The 19,451-nt window shown below is 40.6% G+C and carries 13 protein-coding genes and 1 pseudogene; 5 read left to right on the top strand and 9 right to left on the bottom strand.

Going from position 1 to position 19,451, the window contains the following annotated elements; translation table 11 throughout:
- Positions 1–20 precede the first annotated feature (20 nt).
- Positions 21–1,904: a vWA domain-containing protein gene (locus tag ACZYRN_RS04915; protein ID WP_488910384.1), complete on the bottom strand. Its 1,884-nt coding sequence runs from the start codon at positions 1,902–1,904 to the stop codon at positions 21–23.
- 1 nt (position 1,905) lies between these two features.
- Positions 1,906–2,844, bottom strand: coding sequence for an ATP-binding protein (locus ACZYRN_RS04910; protein WP_488910383.1), 939 nt, complete (start codon positions 2,842–2,844; stop codon positions 1,906–1,908).
- Between the two features lie 120 nt (positions 2,845–2,964).
- On the opposite strand from ACZYRN_RS04910, the pseudogene ACZYRN_RS04905 reads away from it, so the two are divergent.
- The 3 genes and pseudogenes from ACZYRN_RS04905 (at position 2,965) to ACZYRN_RS04895 (ending at position 6,189) form a co-directional block, all read left to right on the top strand.
- Positions 2,965–3,242, top strand: a pseudogene (locus ACZYRN_RS04905) (hypothetical protein).
- Between the two features lie 266 nt (positions 3,243–3,508).
- The gene (locus tag ACZYRN_RS04900) at positions 3,509–4,012 is read left to right on the top strand and encodes a helix-turn-helix domain-containing protein (protein WP_488910382.1); all 504 of its coding nucleotides are present in this window, start codon (positions 3,509–3,511) and stop codon (positions 4,010–4,012) included.
- A 467-nt stretch (positions 4,013–4,479) separates the two neighbouring features.
- Positions 4,480–6,189 carry a PucR family transcriptional regulator gene (locus ACZYRN_RS04895; RefSeq protein WP_488910381.1) on the top strand — a complete coding sequence of 570 codons (1,710 nt, stop codon included), beginning with the start codon at positions 4,480–4,482 and terminating at the stop codon, positions 6,187–6,189.
- Between the two features lie 303 nt (positions 6,190–6,492).
- On the opposite strand, the gene fabF is transcribed toward ACZYRN_RS04895, so the two are convergent.
- The gene (gene fabF / locus ACZYRN_RS04890) at positions 6,493–7,728 is read right to left on the bottom strand and encodes a beta-ketoacyl-ACP synthase II (RefSeq protein ID WP_488910380.1); all 1,236 of its coding nucleotides are present in this window, start codon (positions 7,726–7,728) and stop codon (positions 6,493–6,495) included.
- Between the two features lie 111 nt (positions 7,729–7,839).
- On the opposite strand from fabF, the gene ACZYRN_RS04885 reads away from it, so the two are divergent.
- A complete protein-coding gene (locus tag ACZYRN_RS04885; RefSeq protein WP_488910379.1) occupies positions 7,840–8,682 on the top strand; it encodes a helix-turn-helix transcriptional regulator in 843 nt (280 codons plus the stop codon).
- Positions 8,683–8,900: 218 nt separating this feature from the next.
- On the opposite strand, the gene ACZYRN_RS04880 is transcribed toward ACZYRN_RS04885, so the two are convergent.
- The 4 genes from ACZYRN_RS04880 to ACZYRN_RS04865 form a co-directional block, all read right to left on the bottom strand.
- Positions 8,901–10,700, bottom strand: a complete 1,800-nt coding sequence (locus ACZYRN_RS04880; RefSeq protein ID WP_488910378.1) for a hydantoinase B/oxoprolinase family protein — start codon at positions 10,698–10,700, stop codon at positions 8,901–8,903.
- 6 nt (positions 10,701–10,706) lie between these two features.
- Positions 10,707–12,848 (bottom strand): hydantoinase/oxoprolinase family protein, encoded by a 2,142-nt coding sequence (locus tag ACZYRN_RS04875; RefSeq protein WP_488910377.1) that lies wholly within the window; start codon positions 12,846–12,848, stop codon positions 10,707–10,709.
- A 467-nt stretch (positions 12,849–13,315) separates the two neighbouring features.
- Positions 13,316–14,803: an NCS1 family nucleobase:cation symporter-1 gene (locus tag ACZYRN_RS04870; protein WP_488910375.1), complete on the bottom strand. Its 1,488-nt coding sequence runs from the start codon at positions 14,801–14,803 to the stop codon at positions 13,316–13,318.
- Positions 14,804–15,245: 442 nt separating this feature from the next.
- Positions 15,246–16,586, bottom strand: coding sequence for an ArgE/DapE family deacylase (locus ACZYRN_RS04865; protein ID WP_488910374.1), 1,341 nt, complete (start codon positions 16,584–16,586; stop codon positions 15,246–15,248).
- A gap of 333 nt (positions 16,587–16,919) precedes the next feature.
- Here ACZYRN_RS04865 and ACZYRN_RS04860 point away from each other — a divergent pair, with 333 nt between their 5' ends.
- Entirely contained in the window at positions 16,920–17,828 is a 909-nt protein-coding gene (locus ACZYRN_RS04860; RefSeq protein ID WP_488910373.1) for a LysR family transcriptional regulator, read from the top strand.
- 358 nt (positions 17,829–18,186) lie between these two features.
- On the opposite strand, the gene ACZYRN_RS04855 is transcribed toward ACZYRN_RS04860, so the two are convergent.
- Together ACZYRN_RS04855 and lipA are read right to left on the bottom strand one after the other, a co-directional pair.
- Positions 18,187–18,492: a HesB/IscA family protein gene (locus ACZYRN_RS04855; protein WP_488910372.1), complete on the bottom strand. Its 306-nt coding sequence runs from the start codon at positions 18,490–18,492 to the stop codon at positions 18,187–18,189.
- Positions 18,493–18,525: 33 nt separating this feature from the next.
- Positions 18,526–19,410, bottom strand: coding sequence for a lipoyl synthase (gene lipA, locus ACZYRN_RS04850; protein ID WP_488910371.1), 885 nt, complete (start codon positions 19,408–19,410; stop codon positions 18,526–18,528).
- Positions 19,411–19,451 lie beyond the last annotated feature (41 nt).

Genomic DNA, 19,451 nt, shown 5'->3' with positions numbered 1-19,451 from the left:
CTGGAACGGCTTTTTTTATTCTAAATGCTTTCAAACAGTAATTTTTTCAAAATAGGCGTTAAAACAGCTGGCAGTTCTGACACATCGGGTGCTATGATCGAGCCGTTTCCATAAATTGTTTTCATCGTTTGCTGACGAGCTTCGTCCAACGCTTCGTCACCGATAAATACATTAAAAACGGTCATTCCTTTTTTTCGGGCAAGCAAAACAGCTTCATGTGTGTCAAGCACACCATTTTTATCATAATCAGCAGCGGATGGCTCTCCATCGGAAAAGACGATTAAAAACTTCCGCTGTTCACTTCGTCGCTCCATTTTTTCAATCGCGATCCGTAGCGCAAAGCCGTCCCGGTTGTCTTCTTCCGGTCGTAGCTGACATATTTGCGGACCTGATTCTGATTGATAGGAACGTTCAAATGAAACGGCCGTTAAAAAATGATTCGGTTTCATATGAGCAGAAAGTGAAGCTGTGTCTTCCCAAAAACCCGTAATTTCATGTGGAACGCGAAGAGATTTTAATGTCTCATGAAAGAGTACCGTACTTTTTTTCACGTCGTCCATTTTGTCATACATAGAAGCAGAACTGTCAATCAACAAGAAAAAAGCCGCATCAATCTCACGTGATGGCTCCTGTTTTTTATAAAAAAGCCGCGGATTGTCGTCTGTATAAAAACGAATTAAACGGCGGCCAAGACGCCCTGTCAATAAATGTGTACGCGGACTTGTTTTTTTCTTTTCAATCGATTTTTCAATCATCCGTTTTAACTTGCGGACGACAGGGGCCGTCTCTTCTTTTAACAATCGGTACTGTTCGCGCTCTTCATAAGAAGGATCACGTGGAGATTCAAAAAGTGCCTTTGCTCCTTTATTCTCTTTTCCATACCGGTTATCGTCAGACTGTTCCGCTGCCTCGCGGCGTTCTACGAGCAATCGGTTGTACTGTTCACGTGATGTTTTTTTAGACTGTCCCTGCACAGATGCAAGCGATGCGTCCCCTTCGTCGCCTTCACGCGCCGTATTCCCCATCATCGGCGTTTTTGCGCCCTGTTCTAGATCAAACTGCATAAACGTACCGCGCGTCTCTTCCGATTCACGGTGCCACGTTGAAAATAGCTCATCAAACTGCTCATTTTCTTTTTCATCTTGCTCATCATCATTTGCAAGAGGATCACGCCGTCTACCTGGATCAACAGCGGCAGTTGACTCTTCTTGGTAATATTCCGGCAAGTGGCTGTATTCATTTACCATATCACGTACATCTAAATCATTTATTACGTCTGAAATATCGATGACAAGGCGAATGACATCGGCAGTTGACTGCGCATCAAACAATGAATGGGCTGTCCTGTCGATAAACGGAAGCGCACGATCAATGATTGGACTAATCTGCGGCCATTCAAAGGGAGACGATGCCTGCCAAAGCAAATAGAGTGCATTATATACAGCGTCTGCATAAAAGCCTTTCGCTATGTTAACGGCCATTTGTCCTTCATGGTAGCGTCTCATGACGCTCTTCCGCGTCTTAAACACCTTTTTCATTCCAGGTCTTAATTGAACACAGAGCGGCTCGATCCGTATATCTTCTGCAAGTGCGAGCAGCTGGCGAGCAAAAGATGATTGTTTTTTTTCTATAAAAAGCTGGATGTCTTCTTTATTTGTAAACGACTTCGTTCCGAGAGCACGTAAATAGACATCTGATTTCATCCCATCTATCTCTTCCTGCTTAGTACGATGCTGCCAAAAATGACTTATGTACAAAATAGCCGGGTCATACTGTAAATAAGCAAGCGGGCCGAATTCTACTTTCATATTTGCATCATCTGCTATAGCTGCAGCCAAATCCGACAGTTCCATCCAGAAGGCTGAATTAACCGTTTCATCGTTAAATTGAATAAACCGTTCCACCTTATCCGAACCACGTTTCTGCTGCGTTCCTCACGGCTGCCTGTTCCCGCTCATCATCGAGCTTTCCTGCAATTGCACTCTCAACGGCGCGCATTGGCGGAATATATAACGCAAGATCACATGCATCCACAAGTGCACGGATAGAAGACGCTTCTTCCGGCAGACGGCCACTTTCAACAAGCGTTGTTAAATCATTAGACAGTAACACAAATTGCTGGATCAAGCGCTCGTCCTGCAAAATAGATTCCTGCTTCAATACGCTGAATAATACATCACCTGAAATATACGGAATCTCAAACGTCACAAATCGGTTTTTAAGCGCTTCATTGAGAGGTGCTGTTCCAGCATACCCTTCATTGATAGCGGCAATTACACTAAATGTTGGTTTGGCTTGAACGACTTCTCCTGTAAACGGATTCGTTATTTGACGGCGGTAATCCAGAACACCATTTAAAATCGGCAATGTTTCCGGTTTGGCCATATTAATTTCATCTATATATAATAAATGCCCTTTTTTCATCGCTTGAATAACCGGGCCTTCCACAAAATCAATACGATTTTTCCCGTTTATTTCTATAATTGTTTTAAAGCCGAGCATCGCTTCTGCATCAAGATCAACAGAGCAGTTAATACTGTGAACAGGCTGGCCAAAATAGGCAGCAAGTGATTCTGATAGTTTTGTCTTGCCCGAACCGGTCGGCCCTTTTAATAAAATATTTTTACCCAGTGCCAATGTAATGACCGTATCGGTTAACAAATGTTCCTCTTGCGCTACGTATTGATTTGTCGTATTGTTTATAAATTCTTGCTGAAATTGCATCTTTCTTTCTTTTATGATTTGTTCAATTTTTTCTGGTAGTGGTGAAATATACACAATATTCGTCCTTTCCAATGTCGTTGCACGAGTACCATCATACACTTGATTTGGTAGTAAAGGCAAAAAACCCGGCTTTAAAAGTCCTTTCCTCGGTCTTCCTTAACATGCGCGGATAACTTTTAATAAACGGATAATACTATAATAAAAATCTTTCAAAGTGAAAAACACTAAGGCGGGGTGACTATGGATTTCCCTACAATACATACAAATTTTTGGGACGCCGTTATTGCGGTTCCTGTAGTAATGATACTAACACAGTTAATAAAAATCTTTTTTAAAATCCCTAAATCATACGTTCCGACTGTAGCACTCGCTATAGGTCTGTTACTATCTGTTTTTGTAAGCCATAGAGGCCATCTCATTGCCGGGCTTTTTATGGGTTGGTTTTACGGTTTTACGGTTATGCGGCGGTTGGATCCTATGCTTCTTTAAAAACAGTGATCCTGTCCTGTCCTATTTAAAAAAGGTGAGGCGAGAATAACGTAAACCTTAGCCAGATTTACATTCGATATTCCACTATATTTATTAGATAGCTTCCCAATCCTCCTTTTTATACCCGCTTGAAAAAGCTGCATAAATACGATAAAATTGTATGGACAAGATCGTTTACACAAAGGACTTGAGCAGGTGTTTTTCACGCTTGAGTCCTTTTTCCTTTTTATTTATCCGATCGTTTAATTACCGCAATTAGACAGTTAATAATCTACGTTTTTGGGGTGTTCCTGCTATGGATGAAGAATTGGTAAAATCCTATATGACTAGTGAAGTGGCTGCGATATTAGGTGTATCCCAGAGCACTGTGCGAAATTACAGTATCGCACTTGAGAGGTATGGATACGTTATCGCTAAGCCCAAAAGATCTCGTCTATTTGTTGAACAAGACGTTGCTACGCTAATGCGTATGAAAGAATTGAAAGCCTCATCGAAATTGCCCCTTAACGATATAGCTGAAATGATGGGTACTACACCCACGGCACCGGCACCTTCAAGTAAAATGTCTGACGCCGAGGTAAAAAACAACAGCGCGGCAAATGAACTATTGGCTGCCATCATGGACGAACTTACCGCTATGAAAAAAGAAAATGCAGCATTAAAACAAGAGGTTAAGCGTAACACAGATCATATTAACGTGATCATACACGAGGTGCGAAGAACAAACAGTATGCTGTTTAAAGCTTTATCTGAACGACCAGAACAAAAGAAAAAATCGCTGTTTTGGAAAATGAAGTAACGCCGTTATTTTATTCATTCCCTTTGATTGCATATCACAATAACTGTACAACAAAAAGAGAACGCTATTTAACGTCCTCTTTTTGTTATACATTATAGCTCTTTTTTTACTTTACATATACTTTCTTGGATGGATTGTAAGTATCCTCCTTAAAAATAGATTGTCTCTATGCTATGGTGGGATAGAACTGATCCTCTTAGCATCCTCCATTTCTTGATTGTAAAGCTTTCGTATTTAAATTTGTTTGCCCGATCTGATTAATCAACTCTTCATTACAGAGTCGTGGATAAAGCGAGTGTTTACATTAATGAATAAAACCTTGGAATATTCTGTATAGACTTAATGTAAGCGCTAACTTATAATAGGAATAATAGCATTTCATTCGTTTTTCTTACAATTGGATATTGCGCTTAAAATCATACAAACTTTTTTGAATTTTTGTACTATTTGCACAAAGGAGGAAGTTAATGATTACTGTAAAAGAAGCAATGCTTCTATCAGGATTGAACAATGCAACAGTTCGTGCCGGAAAAAGAGGTTTGTTCCGTGAAATACGCTGGGCACACGTTATTGATCATGGCGATATGAGCCACTTTCTCGAAGGGCGTGAACTGCTTTTAACCTGTGGACAAGTATGGCCTCAAGATAAAATCTCGGAAGAAAGGCTTCTTAATGGGTTTTTACGGCATCAAATTTCCGGTATTTTGTTTGCAACCGGTCGTTATCTAAATGAATGTCCCCCGTCCGTTTTGGAATTTGGGGAAAAATATGCTATCCCTATTTTAGAAGTACCATTTCACGTGCAATTCGTTAAACTAACCCATTCTATTCACCAAGAAATTGTAAAGCGCGAGTATAGAAAAAAAGAATTAACCGAAAAGTTGCCTTTTAAGTTAACAGAAAAATTAGAATCCTCAAACAGTAGTTTGGATGTGTGTCGCAACCTTGCCGATCACTTTAAATGTCCCACTGTAATTACTGATCCTATGAACAAAGTTTTGGATAAAATCATTCCTGCTGAAGTAAAACGTATAAATCTTCCTCAAACAATGGATCATCTCATCAAGCTATTAAATGAACGTTCGGTTGATCATCTACATGAAAACAAACCAATCATAGCAGAAGGACAGCCTATGAATGTATCAACTAAAACTTCTCCTTATGCAATGGCTGTACCACTTCAAATTGAAGGAAACGATTCGGGAACCCTTTGGCTTTTCAACTTTTATCAGCCGTTGGAAGAAACACATGCGCTTGCCCTTAAGTATGCGGCCACTGTTCTTTTAGATATCCAGCTAAATCAACATATCGTAGGGGTTACAAATAAACAATTTAGAACAGAGTTAATGGAATTACTATTTGAAAATCCCAAAACAGCCTCTATATTAATGAAAGATAGAATGCATAAACTTGGATTGACCGCGAATGAGAATTGGATGGCAGGGTTTGTACTTCCTGGAATAAAGAAGATACCGATCGACTTATCCATAGAGATGGATTTTTTGAGTAATGAATGTACAAAGTGGATTGATCAAACGGAAGGTATTGACGGCTTCTGTGAGATATATGAAGAACGACTAACATTATTAATATCCTCTAGCCTTGAGTATTCAGAAATTAAAAACCATTTAAAAGATCTGTATAACCATGTGCAAACGATTTATAAGCAAATAGTGCCTGTTCTTGTGTTTGGTGAAATGAAGACAGATTGGCTTTCTTTGATTGAAAGTTATCAGGAGGCAAAGTCTTTAACTCCACTTGTTCAGTTTTCAGATCCTGCAGGAGGAGCCTATTTTGCAGAGGAATTACGAGGCGAGTTGCTTCTTTATAGCGGCATGGATTCAGCTAAAGCCCAGGAATTTCGAAACCTCATCTTACCGGAGGAACTTCTTTCTGAACGAGGTTCAGTACTCTATGAAACGCTAAAATGTCTCGCATCCCATAGCTACAATCGCGAAATCACGGCTAAATCTTTACATATTCACCGGAATACCCTACGATATCGAATTGATCGGATTGAACAGTATTTAGAGGATAGTTTATCTTCCTCAAAATGCCAATTTTGGATTCATATCGCTTTATCTCTTGAGTCGCTTGCAAATCAAAGTCAGGGGCCCTCTTCCCAAACAGAAGTTGATGAATATAAAGAGGAAGTCGTCCTCCCTACTACTTTATAATTAGTCCACTAATAGTACGAGTGAAGAAAATTAATTCATTAATCCCTTTCAATACTTATAGTTTTGAAATAACAATATAAAATCACTTGCCCTATTTTTACACAAAAATCAATGAAAGAGCCTGTTTTGAAAAAAGCTTGAACAAAAACATTCTTATCTTTTATTTAAATAAAAGATAAGAATGTTAATTATCTTCTGCCTTCCTGGTTCCTCTCTTCTACTAACGTCACTCACTGAACAGGAAAAAGTGTTCATCGAACATCGAATTTCAAATATCCTATTCAGTAATGATTACGTGAATATTCATTCATACTTTTTCAATACAATGGCTGAATTGTGACCCCCAAAGCCAAATGAGTTGGATATACCAATATCTAATGAAATACTCCGAGCCCCCTCTGAGACATAATCCAAATCACATTCTGGATCTGCAGTCTCTAAATTGATAGTTGGAGGTACTACACCTTCTTGAAGACTTTTCACTAGAGCAATTGCCTCAACTCCACCAGCGGCGCCAAGCATATGACCGAGCATCGATTTGTTAGCTGTAGTTGGAATTTGATAGGCATGATCTCCAAACAACCTCTTTATAGCTAGTGTTTCAGAAATGTCACCTACTTGTGTACTTGTTGCATGAGCGCTAATAACGTCTACCTCACTTACAGATATATTTGCCTTTACCAGAGCATTTTTCATCGCCGAATAAGCTCCTCTTCCTTCTGGGTGCGATGCGACCATATGATAAGCATCCGAACCTGCTCCATACCCGATCACTTCACCATAAATAGGAGCTTCCCGTCGTATCGCGTGTTCCATTGATTCCAACACCAATATACCGGCTCCCTCGCTCATTACAAACCCATCTCGATTTACATCAAACGGCCGACTTGCTAAAGTTGGTTCCTCATTTCTCATCGATAAAGCTGTCGCATTTCCGAAACTTGCCAAGGATAATCTCGTAATGGCCGCTTCCGTTCCACCAGCAAAAATAACATCTGCTTCACCGTTTCGAATGACACTGAACGCTTCACCAATAGATGTGTTACCAATAGAACATGCGGTAACGGGCGACAATGATGGACCAAATGCACCTAATCTAATACTTATTTGGGCAGCGGCCGCATTCGATATCATCATAGGCACCATACTAGGACTTACTCTTCCCGGACCTCGTTCGTTTAACAAATTGACATTATCAATAAAGGTATTGATTCCTCCAATACCGGAACCGACATATACGCCAAATCGTTCTCGATCAATCTTGTCCAATTGTAATTGTGAATTTTCCAAAGCTTGTTCAGCTGCAGCTAAAGCAAACTGGCAAAAACGATCCATACGCCTTGCTTCTTTGCGGCCCCACCGGCCTTCTGCATCGAAGTCACGAATAATACCAGCTATTTTTGTTTTGGTATCGGATACATCAAAAGTATCAATCAATGTAATTCCAGACTTGCCTTTTATTAAGTGGTGCCAGAAAGTATCAAGTTCATTCCCTAACGGGGAAATAACACCCATTCCAGTAATTACAACTCTCTTCATTTAAACTCCTCCTAAAATCGTCTGTATTCTAATTTTACCTTATCATTATCCTATTACAAATTGTTGTTTATCATGGTATAATTTACACTACATTAAAAAAGGGGAATCCAAATGAATTCGGAAACTAGACTTCAAGCGCTATCCGAGTTTTTAAAAACACGTCGTTCTAAAATCCATCCCCATATGGTAGGATTGCCAATGGGTAAACGAAGAAGAACACCCGGTCTCAGAAGAGAAGAAGTAGCTCATTTAGCTGCTGTAAGTACAACCTGGTATACTTGGTTGGAACAAGGGAGAGATATTAAAGTATCTGCTTCGGTTTTAGACGCTATTTCCAACGCGTTACTATTAAAACCAGATGAAAAAAAATATTTATTCGCGTTAGCTTTGGAAGAAGGAGTAAAAAACGAGTTTTCACTTGAAGTAGAAACATTAATCAACCCTTCCTTAAATAAAATATTGCAGGAGCTTCAATATTGCCCTACGATTATTTCGGATAGGCACTGCCATATTGTTGGATGGAATAAGGCAGCAGCACATGTATTTTTAGATTTTGATCACATTCCGTTAGAAGAGCGGAATCTTATTCGTTTATTATTTGTAAGAAAAGAATTTAGGAGTTTAGCGGTTAATTGGGCCCATTTTGTAAAAGGATTTCTTGCCATTTTCCGAACGTATTATGGTCAATATTTTGCCGATAAATGGTATTCACAATTCATCGAGGAAATGGAACAAAATTATCCAGAATTTCAGGAACTGTGGAACCAAGGCGAAGTGAGTTCGGCTCCAGAAGTGTTAATCGAATTTCGCCATGCTAAAGCTGGAAAAATGGTATTTAGCCTAACTTCTTTACAGGTACAGGGAGATGTTGATTTAAGATGCAGTGTCTATACTCCAGTTGATCGCACCGGAACAGAAGATAAGTTAAAGCGCTTAATCGAAAACAATATTTGAGTATGAGTATACATCTAACAAATTTTGCACAATTCAGATAAGTGAATATATTTTTTCTAAACGGCAATATTTAAATACGCCTCTTGTAAAGGGCACAATAGAACAAGCAGCTAAGTCTTTCTTAAAAAAGCACTTGGCTGCTTGTTTAGGTGTTAATTTATTTGTTAAAAATTAAAGCGTCGGTTGCTTTGCCCATTAACGTGTTAAAACGGTGAGTATTATTCGGAATAAACGGGCAATTTCCCTCTTGTTCTTCTTATTTCTTCCCTTCTTTTCTCCGTAGCCGCTGCATCTAGCTTCCCATCCTTAATCACGACGGCATAATCACGGTAGGCCGTTTCAACCGAGACAATCTCATCTAATACATCTTCAAATACTTGCTCGGCAGGTCGTTGGAGTGGATCCCCGTATCCTCCAGATGATGGGACTAGAATTTGCACAGATTCCCCAGCTTGGAAGCGATGGCCATTGATCTTAGACGGGAGTTCTTCAGGAATGCTATCCGGGTTTTTAATCAGATTTGCGCTTGTTCCAGGAAGTCCGCCTTTGTATCCCCATGGACGTACAGTGTGTTTATCTCCTTCCATCGTCATAAATCCATCAGTTAAGAAGCGGTTCCATCGCAAGATTCCTAAGCCACCTCGCCATTGTCCAGCACCTCCTGTATCTTCCCGGAGTTCATACTGTTCACATACGAGAGGGATGTGCATATCAAGATCTTCGATTGGATTGTTCATCGTGTTCCATGAACTGAAGTCTACGGCGTCCATTCCATCTTTACCCGGACGTCCTCCGTAAGATCCTTCATTTACCTCAATATAAACCCAGTACTCATTGTTTTCGTCTAGCCCGGCATAAGAAGCAAATTGCAGGTTAGCTGCACTGCCCGCGCAAGTTTGATTAGGGAGAATTGGTGTTAATGCTTTGATAATCAAGTCTGCTACAGTGTTCACCTGATTACCGCGGCTAAACAGAGCTGCTGGTTTAATAGGATTAAAGATACATCCCTTACGTGCTTTAATTTTAATTGGACGAAACGCTCCCTCATTCGCCGGGACATCTTCTTCGGTAGTAAATGTATCTAAAAATATGGACCGCAGCACACTATGAACACTTACGCAAAGAGCTCCAGAGTACGCCACATTAAATGCGGTGGATACTTGATCAGCAGAGCCGGAAACATCTACTTCGAGTTCCTCTCCTTGTTTCGTCATTTTCACGTGTACTTTCAGTGGCGTATCCAGATTACGGCCATCGTTATCAAGCCATGACTCAGCCTCATATACGCCATCGGGAATTTTGGCAATTTCTCTTCGCATCATTCGCTCGGAGTAGTTCATTAACTCTTCGCAAGCTAACATAACAGTGTCCTTTCCGTACTTATCCATCAACTCAACGAACCGTTTGACTCCCATTCGGCAGGCCGCAACCTGTGCCTCTAAATCCCCAATTACCTGTACAGGCGTACGAACATTTTGACGAATGACTTCAAATAGAGTTTCGTTCCGTACCCCTTTGTCATAAAGCTTTACCCCATTTAGAATCAAGCCTTCTGCAAACACATCGGGCACATCAATCATGAGTCCGGGCTGGGCGCCCCCCATATCTAAATGGTGGGCGGTAGCACCTGCGTATCCAACTAATTCACCTTTATAAAATATAGGCTGACACAAAGCAACGTCTGGGGAGTGAGAGGCACCCGCATAAGGGTCATTATTCCAAATGATATCGTCTGGATGTTGGTTATCTCCCAGTTTTGCTTGGAACCCCCGAATGTATCCCGGTAAACAGCCGAGTTGCATAGGTGTAGAATCTGCTTCCGCCAATGTGTTACCAAAGACATCAAAGATCCCTGCCCCAAGGTCTTCCGATTCGCGAATAAGTGAGGAGTACGCCATCCGGTACATGACGTGTGCCATCTCTTTCGCTATCGTCTTTAGTGCTCCACCGATCACTTGCAACGTTACAGGATCAATTTTATTTTGAACGATAGTGTGGTTCGTTTGATTGGTCGCCATATTCAATTACCTCACCTTCGAGAAAAATTTTTCAACAGACTCTGCTGCGCCGCCCTGTACCACCTTTGATGCTACAAATAAAGTTCCATTTTCTGAAACAGTGGCTTGCCAATGTGGTGGTACCGAAGTTGTCGAGTCACGCTGCACGATAATCGCAGGTCCCATGATCAAATCGTGAGCCAGTAATTTACTTCGATCGTAACGAGGAGTAGGGTAACGTTTAATCTCACCATCCACCTCAAATACCGTTTCACGCTCATACATGAGTGCTTCGTTCGGATTGATTCGATCCCCAATCTCTAACTTTGGCATATTTAATGAAGGTGTTTTTCCTGTCGCTACGATGCGCAAAGTAATTAATTCTACTATATTTTCTGGAAAATGATGACCATACTCTTCCTCGTGCGCCTCATGGAATCTTTGACTAATAATCGCCATGGATTGCTCAGCAAGCAGCCCCTCTGGGATGGATGCACGTAATTCAAACCCTTGGCCTGCATACCTACACTCTGCTATCCGTTCTATCAAGATATCCTCCGGCTTAACACCATCCTTAATTAATTGAGCATAGGCAGTATTAGATAGTTCCTGAAGGTCAGAGTTAATTGATTCAATGGCTTCATCAGTGATTTTGTCGATACGGTTAATATGAGATTTAATAAAGTCGTATTTAATGTCTCCAACCAATAAACCAGTCGCTGCGCTAATCCCAGGATAAGTCGGGACGATAACTAAGTTACAGCCTATCGTTTCAGCCAGCTCGACGGAATGAAGCGGTCCAGCACCACCTGCCGCAAACAGGGCATATTCACGTGGATCTATCCCTTTACTTACAGACTTTGCGCGGATGCAAAGAGCCATATGGTTGTTAATAATTTTAAGAATGCCAAGAGCGGCCTCTTCTACAGACATACCCAGTTGACGACAAAGCGTTTCTTCAACCGCTTTATAGCTTAACTCAGGATTCAATTGGAGATCTCCTCCGAGAAATTGTTCAGGATCGAGGCGTCCAAGTATGACATTGGCATCGGTCACACACGGAGATTCTCCCCCTCGACCATAACAAGCTGGACCTGGATTAGCGCCTGCACTTCTAGGACCTACTCGGAATGCCCCACCGGCGTCAATATAGGCAATCGATCCGCCGCCTGCACCAATGACTTCTACATCAATCATCGGAACAAGTACCGGGTAGCCGTTCGCCTCAGCATCACGAGGATTGATAATTTTCGGTGTGTTATTTGGAATCACGGAAATATCCGCTGAAGTACCACCAATATCCACACTAATGAGATTAGGAACTCCCTCCAACTCACCGCACCAAGCAGTGGCCAATACGGCTCCAGATGGACCCGACTTTAGCAATGTGACTGGTTTTTCCGTTGCCATGTCACTAGTGGCCATGCCGCCTGAAGACTGCATGATGTGGAGTTCTCCTTGTAATCCGGCGTTATCAAGAGCGCTCACTAGATGATCTAAGTATCGGCTGACGCGTGGTGCTACATAGGCATTCATCGCTGCTGTACTAAACCTCTCATACTCTCGCATTTGGGGAGCAATTTCACTAGAGGTAAAGCATTGTACTTCCGGCCACAATTCTTTCACGATTTCCTTCGCCCGTTGTTCGTGTGCATCATTTAAGAATGAAAAGAGGAAAGAAACGACTACGACATCTACTTTAGACTCTTTCAACCGCTGTACCGCTTCGCGAACTTCTTCTTCATTCATCGGTACTTTTACGCGGCCATCCGGAGCGGCCAGCTTCTCCGTGATAGGAATGCGGTTTCTGCGCAATACTAAAGGGTCCGCTTGCCAAGGAAGATCTTGCTGAATAGAGAAATTTTCTGCCTTTTTATGACGGGCAATGTGTAAAATATCCCGGTAATTTTTCGTAGTCAGCATCCCGACTGACGCACCGTCACGCTCAATAATAATGTTAGTCGCGACCGTTGTTCCATGAAGAACATAGTCTACGTCTGTTACAGGAACGTCAGCGTTTTTACATAGTTCTTGTATGCCATTGATCACCCCAATAGACTGATCCTCAATCGTACTTGGAACTTTGTGTACATGAATTTTATTCGTTAATTCATCAACTAGTATTAGGTCGGTAAACGTACCCCCAACGTCAACACCTATTCGAATCATATGAACAACTCCTTTTTTCTAGTTTTTCTAATAGAGTAATCAAGCGCTTTCATTCTTTTCCATGGAATACATGGCGTCACAATATATTGGAAAGACAAAGAAAGTATTGAATCAAAGAAAAACCTCAGCTGCTATATGTAAGAAACAGGAACGACCCTGTTACCATCTTACATCTCTCATAGGTGTAATAATGGCTCAAATCACGCTGATCCTAACTGTCGGGCAACACCCCTTCCAAGGAATCTATCCCCCTTCTTCTATCAATTAAGAAGAAGGAGACTATCAAATTCAAAACCCTCATTATTTCTATTATTCCTGTTAAACTTACAGAGTCTCCTGGTTAGCATACTGAATATTCAAATAATTAAGAGCGTAAAAAAGCGGCTTCTTCCTTTTATCAATCATTTTAAAATTGGTTGATAAACTATCCATTATAGCTTAATTTTTATTCACTGTAAATTTCCAAATTAATTTACTTTTTTAATTTCAGTATTCGTGTCCTCTTCCAATTGATCTTTGACAGAGGCAGGAGGATGCAGACGCATCAAACCAATATAAACGAAAAAGGAAAGAATAACTCCTAAAAACCATGAAATATCATATAACCCTTTCAAAGAAGGCACGAATGACCCGATTAAAGCGATCCCAGCAGCAAATGCAGTCGCAGCAAACGCTCTATAGTTATAGCCCTTAAAATAAGTATACTCTCCTTTTAAAGAGTAAATATCGTTTATATTGAGTTGGCGCTTTCGGATAATGTAATAATCAGCAATCATCACACCAGCGATTGGTCCAAGCGCTCCTCCAATCAAGTTGAGAAGAGTAAAGATCGTATCAGCATTCTCCATTAACTTCCAAGGGAATGTAAAGAGAGCTGCAAACATTGTAATGTAAAAGCCTCGTTGGAAAGTGATCCACTTTGGAAATAAATTGGCTAAATCATATGCCGGTGAAACCAAGTTGGCAATAACGTTTACCGTGATCGTTGCTGCTGCCAGCATAAGAGCGGCAATGGCGATGATAACCGGTCTATCAAACTGTTGGAGAAGGATGATGATATCTCCTACCGGTTTCCCAAAGACGACTGTTGTGGCAGCTGTTGCTGTAACTGTGACAAACGTAAAGATAGTAAATGTTACTGGGAGTCCATATAATTGGCCTTTTATTTGATCTTTCTGCGATCTTGCAAATCTAGTAAAGTCAGGGATATTCAGAATCAACGTCGACCAAATTCCAATAATACCTGCTACTGCACTAATGAAAGGGAAAAATGCCGTTCCAAACGTCTCATACTTCCCAGTTTGAGAGAAGATCGTACTCAGTCCGCCCCCTGCATCAATCGCCCACCATAGCAAGCCGATCAATACAATGTATACTAAAGGACCTGTGAACGCCTGAAATTTTTTCAGCGACTCCATCCCCCGCTTTAACACTAAGAAGTGCAGCGACCAAAAGATTAAAAAAGATAGCAATCCTGGCAGGCCGATTCCTAAAACCGTCCAGTCTCCCCCTAGATTAGCCCAACCCGGCCAAAGGAGTGTGAACGCTATGTTAAACGCTGCGCTCCCTGCATACGCCTGTATGCCTAACCACATAATCGCAACGATCCCGCGCAATACAGCTGGAACATTTGCCCCCATCGTTCCATAAGAGGTTCGGATCAACACCGGAAATGGTATTCCATATTTAGATCCGGCATGACCATTAAGCGCTAAAGCTCCATAAAGGATAAGCGACGCAGTAAGAACAATCGCAATAACTTGCCATGGAGAAAACCCTAAAACAACTAATCCTCCAATCGTTGCATATGTCGGAATATTATTGATAACACCCATCCACATAGAAGCAAAGTTTTGTGTTTTCCAAGTCCGATCCTCCGTCTGTACAGGCAACAAGTCCGGGTTACTAAGTGAACTTGCCTTTTCTTTTTGAAGACTAGGTTGATTCATAGCCATCTAATCAAAGCCCCTTTGATTTTTATATTATTATGGAACGGCTCATATAAGTGTTTTACACCTATATTAAGCGCTTACATTTAAAGTGAAAATCTTAGGCTTACATGCGGAAGTGCTTGGTTCATTCTTTTTTCTGAAGTGGAGTTAATTACTATCTAAAGGAGACTGAACTGGGCGTTTATTACAATACTATAGGCAGCAGTGTCATCAGGTTTAGGGGCTATATTGTTTTGTTTTACCTAATTGAGAGTTTTAAAAACGACTTCACTCCTCCATTCAATATTGCTTGCTTTTTGGAGTGAAGTCTTGTTCTACCGTGAAATTTTTTTGAACTTAGATCTATAAAAATGCAGGCACAGCATTGAGTAATTTTTCAAAATTATCTTTCCGCTGTGCTCATCATTAAATTTAAACTTAGTTTTTTACAGGTAACGTTGCTTTTTTACTTATTGATCTCTTCGTATCCAGACCATTCCAATATGTTTAGAACATTCGTTTCGACACATTCTAACCAATCTTGTACATTGACCCATTCATCAGATCCATGGAGATTTCCGCCTTTTGGACCGTAGATGATTGCAGGCATATTCATGTAAATAAGCGGGAAACGAATATCACTAAATGTAGGCATTCCATAGATTTCTGTTTCTCTGCCTACGACTTCATCAATGTTTGACTTTACCATCTGAACAAAAGGATGATCAGGGCTTATTTCAGCTGGGCTCGTATGCCATTCATAAGTAATTTCTGGTGGATTTTCACGCAGCCATGCATCTTGGGCAGCAACTTGGTTAACTGCTTCCTCAATTTGTGCTTTCACGTCTTCAAGAGTTTCATTTGGTGGATAGCCAATTGTTCCAGTTAGTTCACATTCAGCTGGCACTTTATATGCCCATTGACCAGCATTGATCATCGCTGGAGTTAAGTTACTTGAACGAACTTGCATATCGGAAGCAGCGAAATAACGTTCAAATGGTGCATAGCTGACAGTTCCTACCCGCTTATTGTCTAACTCGATTAAAGCATCATATATTTTCATGGCCTTGCCAATTGCATTAATTCCTACTTGACCGTTTAAGTTGTGAGCAGCTACTCCTGTCACTCTTATTTTGAAAATTAATCCTCCTGCACAGGCAATTTGAGGACCTGCTCCAGTTGTTAGTGGATGTGGGTAAATACATGCATCCGCCTTAAAGTTCTGTTCTTCAAGATATTGAGTCATCGCAACTGCACCGCCGGCTCCTCCTACTTCCTCATCAACGACAGATATTGTGGTGATATTCCCTTTTGGTTTTAATCCCATTCCCTTAATAACTTCTAATGCCGCAAGGATCGAACCAAAACCACCTTTATTATCAGCCGTTCCCCGGCCATACATTAACCCATCTTCAATCACTCCATCGTGGGCTGGATATTTCCAGTGCACTAAGTCTCCTACTGGAACGGTGTCCACGTGAGTAAACAATAGGAGTGATTTTTCATCTTCTGATCCAGCCCACTTACCGACTACGTTCGGACGGCCTTCGAATCCTACAAGACGCTCTACTTCTGACTCTGTATATTCAGGATGGCGTCTCACTTTTTCTGCGTCGGCAACAAATGTATCAGTTTCAAGACCTAGGTTTTCCATCACTTTTTTGATGTGTTCTTGAACAGGTCCTTCATACCCTGTTTCACTAGGAATTTGGATTAACTTTTGTAATCCTTCAATCAAACTTTCACGATTCTCTTGCATATAAGCATTCACTTTTTGACGTACTCCATTTGATAACAATGTCTCCATTTTCAACACTCCTATATTCATTTTTTAAAATGTTGCGTCGAAAGCTTGTGCAATTAGCCTTCGATGATAATTGGGTCTTAAAACATATGTCTCAAATTGAAAAAGCTACTTGCCTTTTCGGTTAAAAATATAAAACTATATTTTTAGTGTATCCCCTTACAATTTATTGTTGTAAGCTTAAATCATACGGAGAGATGCACTGCAGAAAATAATTGTTTGAATATTCACATCCTTCCGAATATTTGTTAAACTAATCATACAACGACTAACCAGTTATTTCTAATACTTGTTTGTTTACTAGTTAATACTTTATAAATATGAAGAGGTGCATGTATGGAATTAAGACATTTAAAATACTTTATAGCTGTGGCTGAAGAGCTTCATTTTGGAAGAGCAGCACAACGCTTACAGATGGCACAACCACCTTTGAGTCAGCAAATTAAGCAACTGGAGGCTGAATTAGAGGTACTTTTGTTTACCCGAACGAAACAACGCGTTGAATTAACACCAGCCGGAGAAGTTTTTCTAAAGAGGGCATATGAAATTCTAAATCGTGCACACTTGGCGTGTGAAGAGGCAAAAAGTATAGATCGAGGAGAAGCTGGCCAATTAATATTAGCCTTTACAGGGTCAATCGCTTTTGATCCTCTTCCCATGTTACTTCGATGTTTTCAAGAAAAATATCCCAATATAAATATTGTATTAAGGCAAATGACAACAACAGAGCAATTGGAAGCTCTCCATGAGAACACCATCCATGTCGGCTTATTGAATATGCCTGTTGAAAGCGTATCATTATACGTGGAAATGCTATTTGAAGAGCCATTTATTGTTGCCTTACCAAAAACACATTCTTTAGCTGCAGAAACAGAGCCTATTGATTTATCCCGCCTTGCTAACGAACATTTCATCATGACGCCTAGAATTGCAGGCCAGAGTTATTATGATGCCATTATTAGTCTTTGTCAGCACGCAGGATTCAGCCCTAAAAAAACCCAAGAAGCGCGAGAGTTACATACTGCTTTATCATTTGTTGCTTCCGGAATAGGTATTGCATTATTGCCATCTTCCATTCAATTTATAAAAAACGATGAAATTGTCTACTTACAACTTAAAAAAAGTTTTACGACATGCAAAGTTGGAGTAGCATGGAACAAGAAGGAAACATCTTCGGTTGTACATTCATTTATTTCATTTCTAAAAGAATCAATCCTCCCTGTTGTTACAAAAAACAATTTTTAGAAGAAGCTAAGCACTATGTAAGTAAAATCTCTTTTTCCTTGCTGTCGCTTCATAAAAATGACTTTCCTTTTTGTAAAATTGAACAGTACAAAAACTACTTTTATCTTTCTATGTTTATTATATTAATATCCTGTAAGGCAAATGTTTATCAGACCTTAGAGTATAGAAATTAAAAACATGAAAAGACCACAAAGCTTTCTTAGAGCGCTTTGCGGCCTGTTTATCTCTTAGTTACTTAGATAAAAATTAATGGTGTATTCTTCTGAATATACCGCCTTGCCTGTTACAAGGGTATCCATTATTGTCTAGATGCATTTTATCTGCTTTAAAAATCTATTGCTTCTCTAAGCTTCCTCTATTAATCAATTTCAATTGCACAAGCACTTGAGGCAAAGCTTTCTCCAACAAGAAAGCCGTGTTCATCTATATAATCAATGTGCGTTTCTATATCTAAATAACGTTTTGTAAAACGATCCATTCGAATCTGCAGCCCATCATATTCAATAACTAAATCGTTTCGCCGCGGTTCATCGAAAACGAGCGTAATTTTAACAGACAGCCCGCATCCGCCGGCTACATCGGCGTCAATACGGGGTGACTGTTCTTCCTTAAAGACCATTGCTTTTAGCTTGTCCAATGCCGCCTCTGTTAGTGTGATAACCATTGAACGCCCTCCTTCCCGCCAATATCATATTATTCATGATGACACATTTGATTTTGCTGCACGGACCTGTTCATCAGCATGATAAGAAGAGCGAACGAGTGGACCTGATTCGCAGTGGCTAAACCCTTTGGACAAGGCTATTTCCTTTAATTCATTAAATTCTTGCGGACTCCAATATTTTTGTACTTTTAAATGGCGTTTCGTCGGCTGTAAATATTGACCGATTGTCATAATATCCACATCGTTAGCACGAAGATCATCCATCGTTTCTATAATCTCTTCTTTCGTTTCTCCAAGACCAATCATAATGCTTGATTTCGTTGGAATATCGGGATTTAGTTCTTTCGCTCGTCTCAAAAACGCAAGGGAACGTTCATATGTTGCTCGCGCACGAACTCTCGGTGTTAAACGTCTCACTGTTTCAATGTTATGGTTTAAAATGTCTGGTCTTGCATCCATTAATGTTTTTAAGTTATCATATTCCCCATTCATATCGGATGGAAGGACTTCAATGCTGCAAAATGGATTGAGACGCCGCACTGCCCGTACCGTCTCCGCGAATACCCCCGCTCCGCCGTCTTTTAAATCATCACGGGCAACAGCGGTAATGACAACATGTTTTAAGCCCATTTGCTCCACTGACTCTGCCACACGTACTGGCTCTTCCCAATCAAGCTCTGTTGGGAGCCCGGTTTGAACAGCACAGAATCGGCAGGCACGTGTGCATATACTTCCTAAAATCATAAAGGTTGCCGTTTTGCGCACAGCCCAGCATTCATGAATGTTAGGGCACTTCGCTTCTTCGCAGACTGTATGAAGATTTTTTTCGCGCATCATTTTTTTTAAGCCTGTATACTGTTCATTCGTATTTAATTTAATTTTGAGCCATTCTGGTTTGCGCACATACTCAATAGTCATATCATTCACTCCTATAAATGGACTGAAACCAGTCACAATCT

Source organism: Domibacillus sp. F004 (assembly GCF_057814295.1).
Note: the sequence above shows the minus strand (reverse complement) of the source record. Positions and strands in the feature narration are given on the sequence as shown.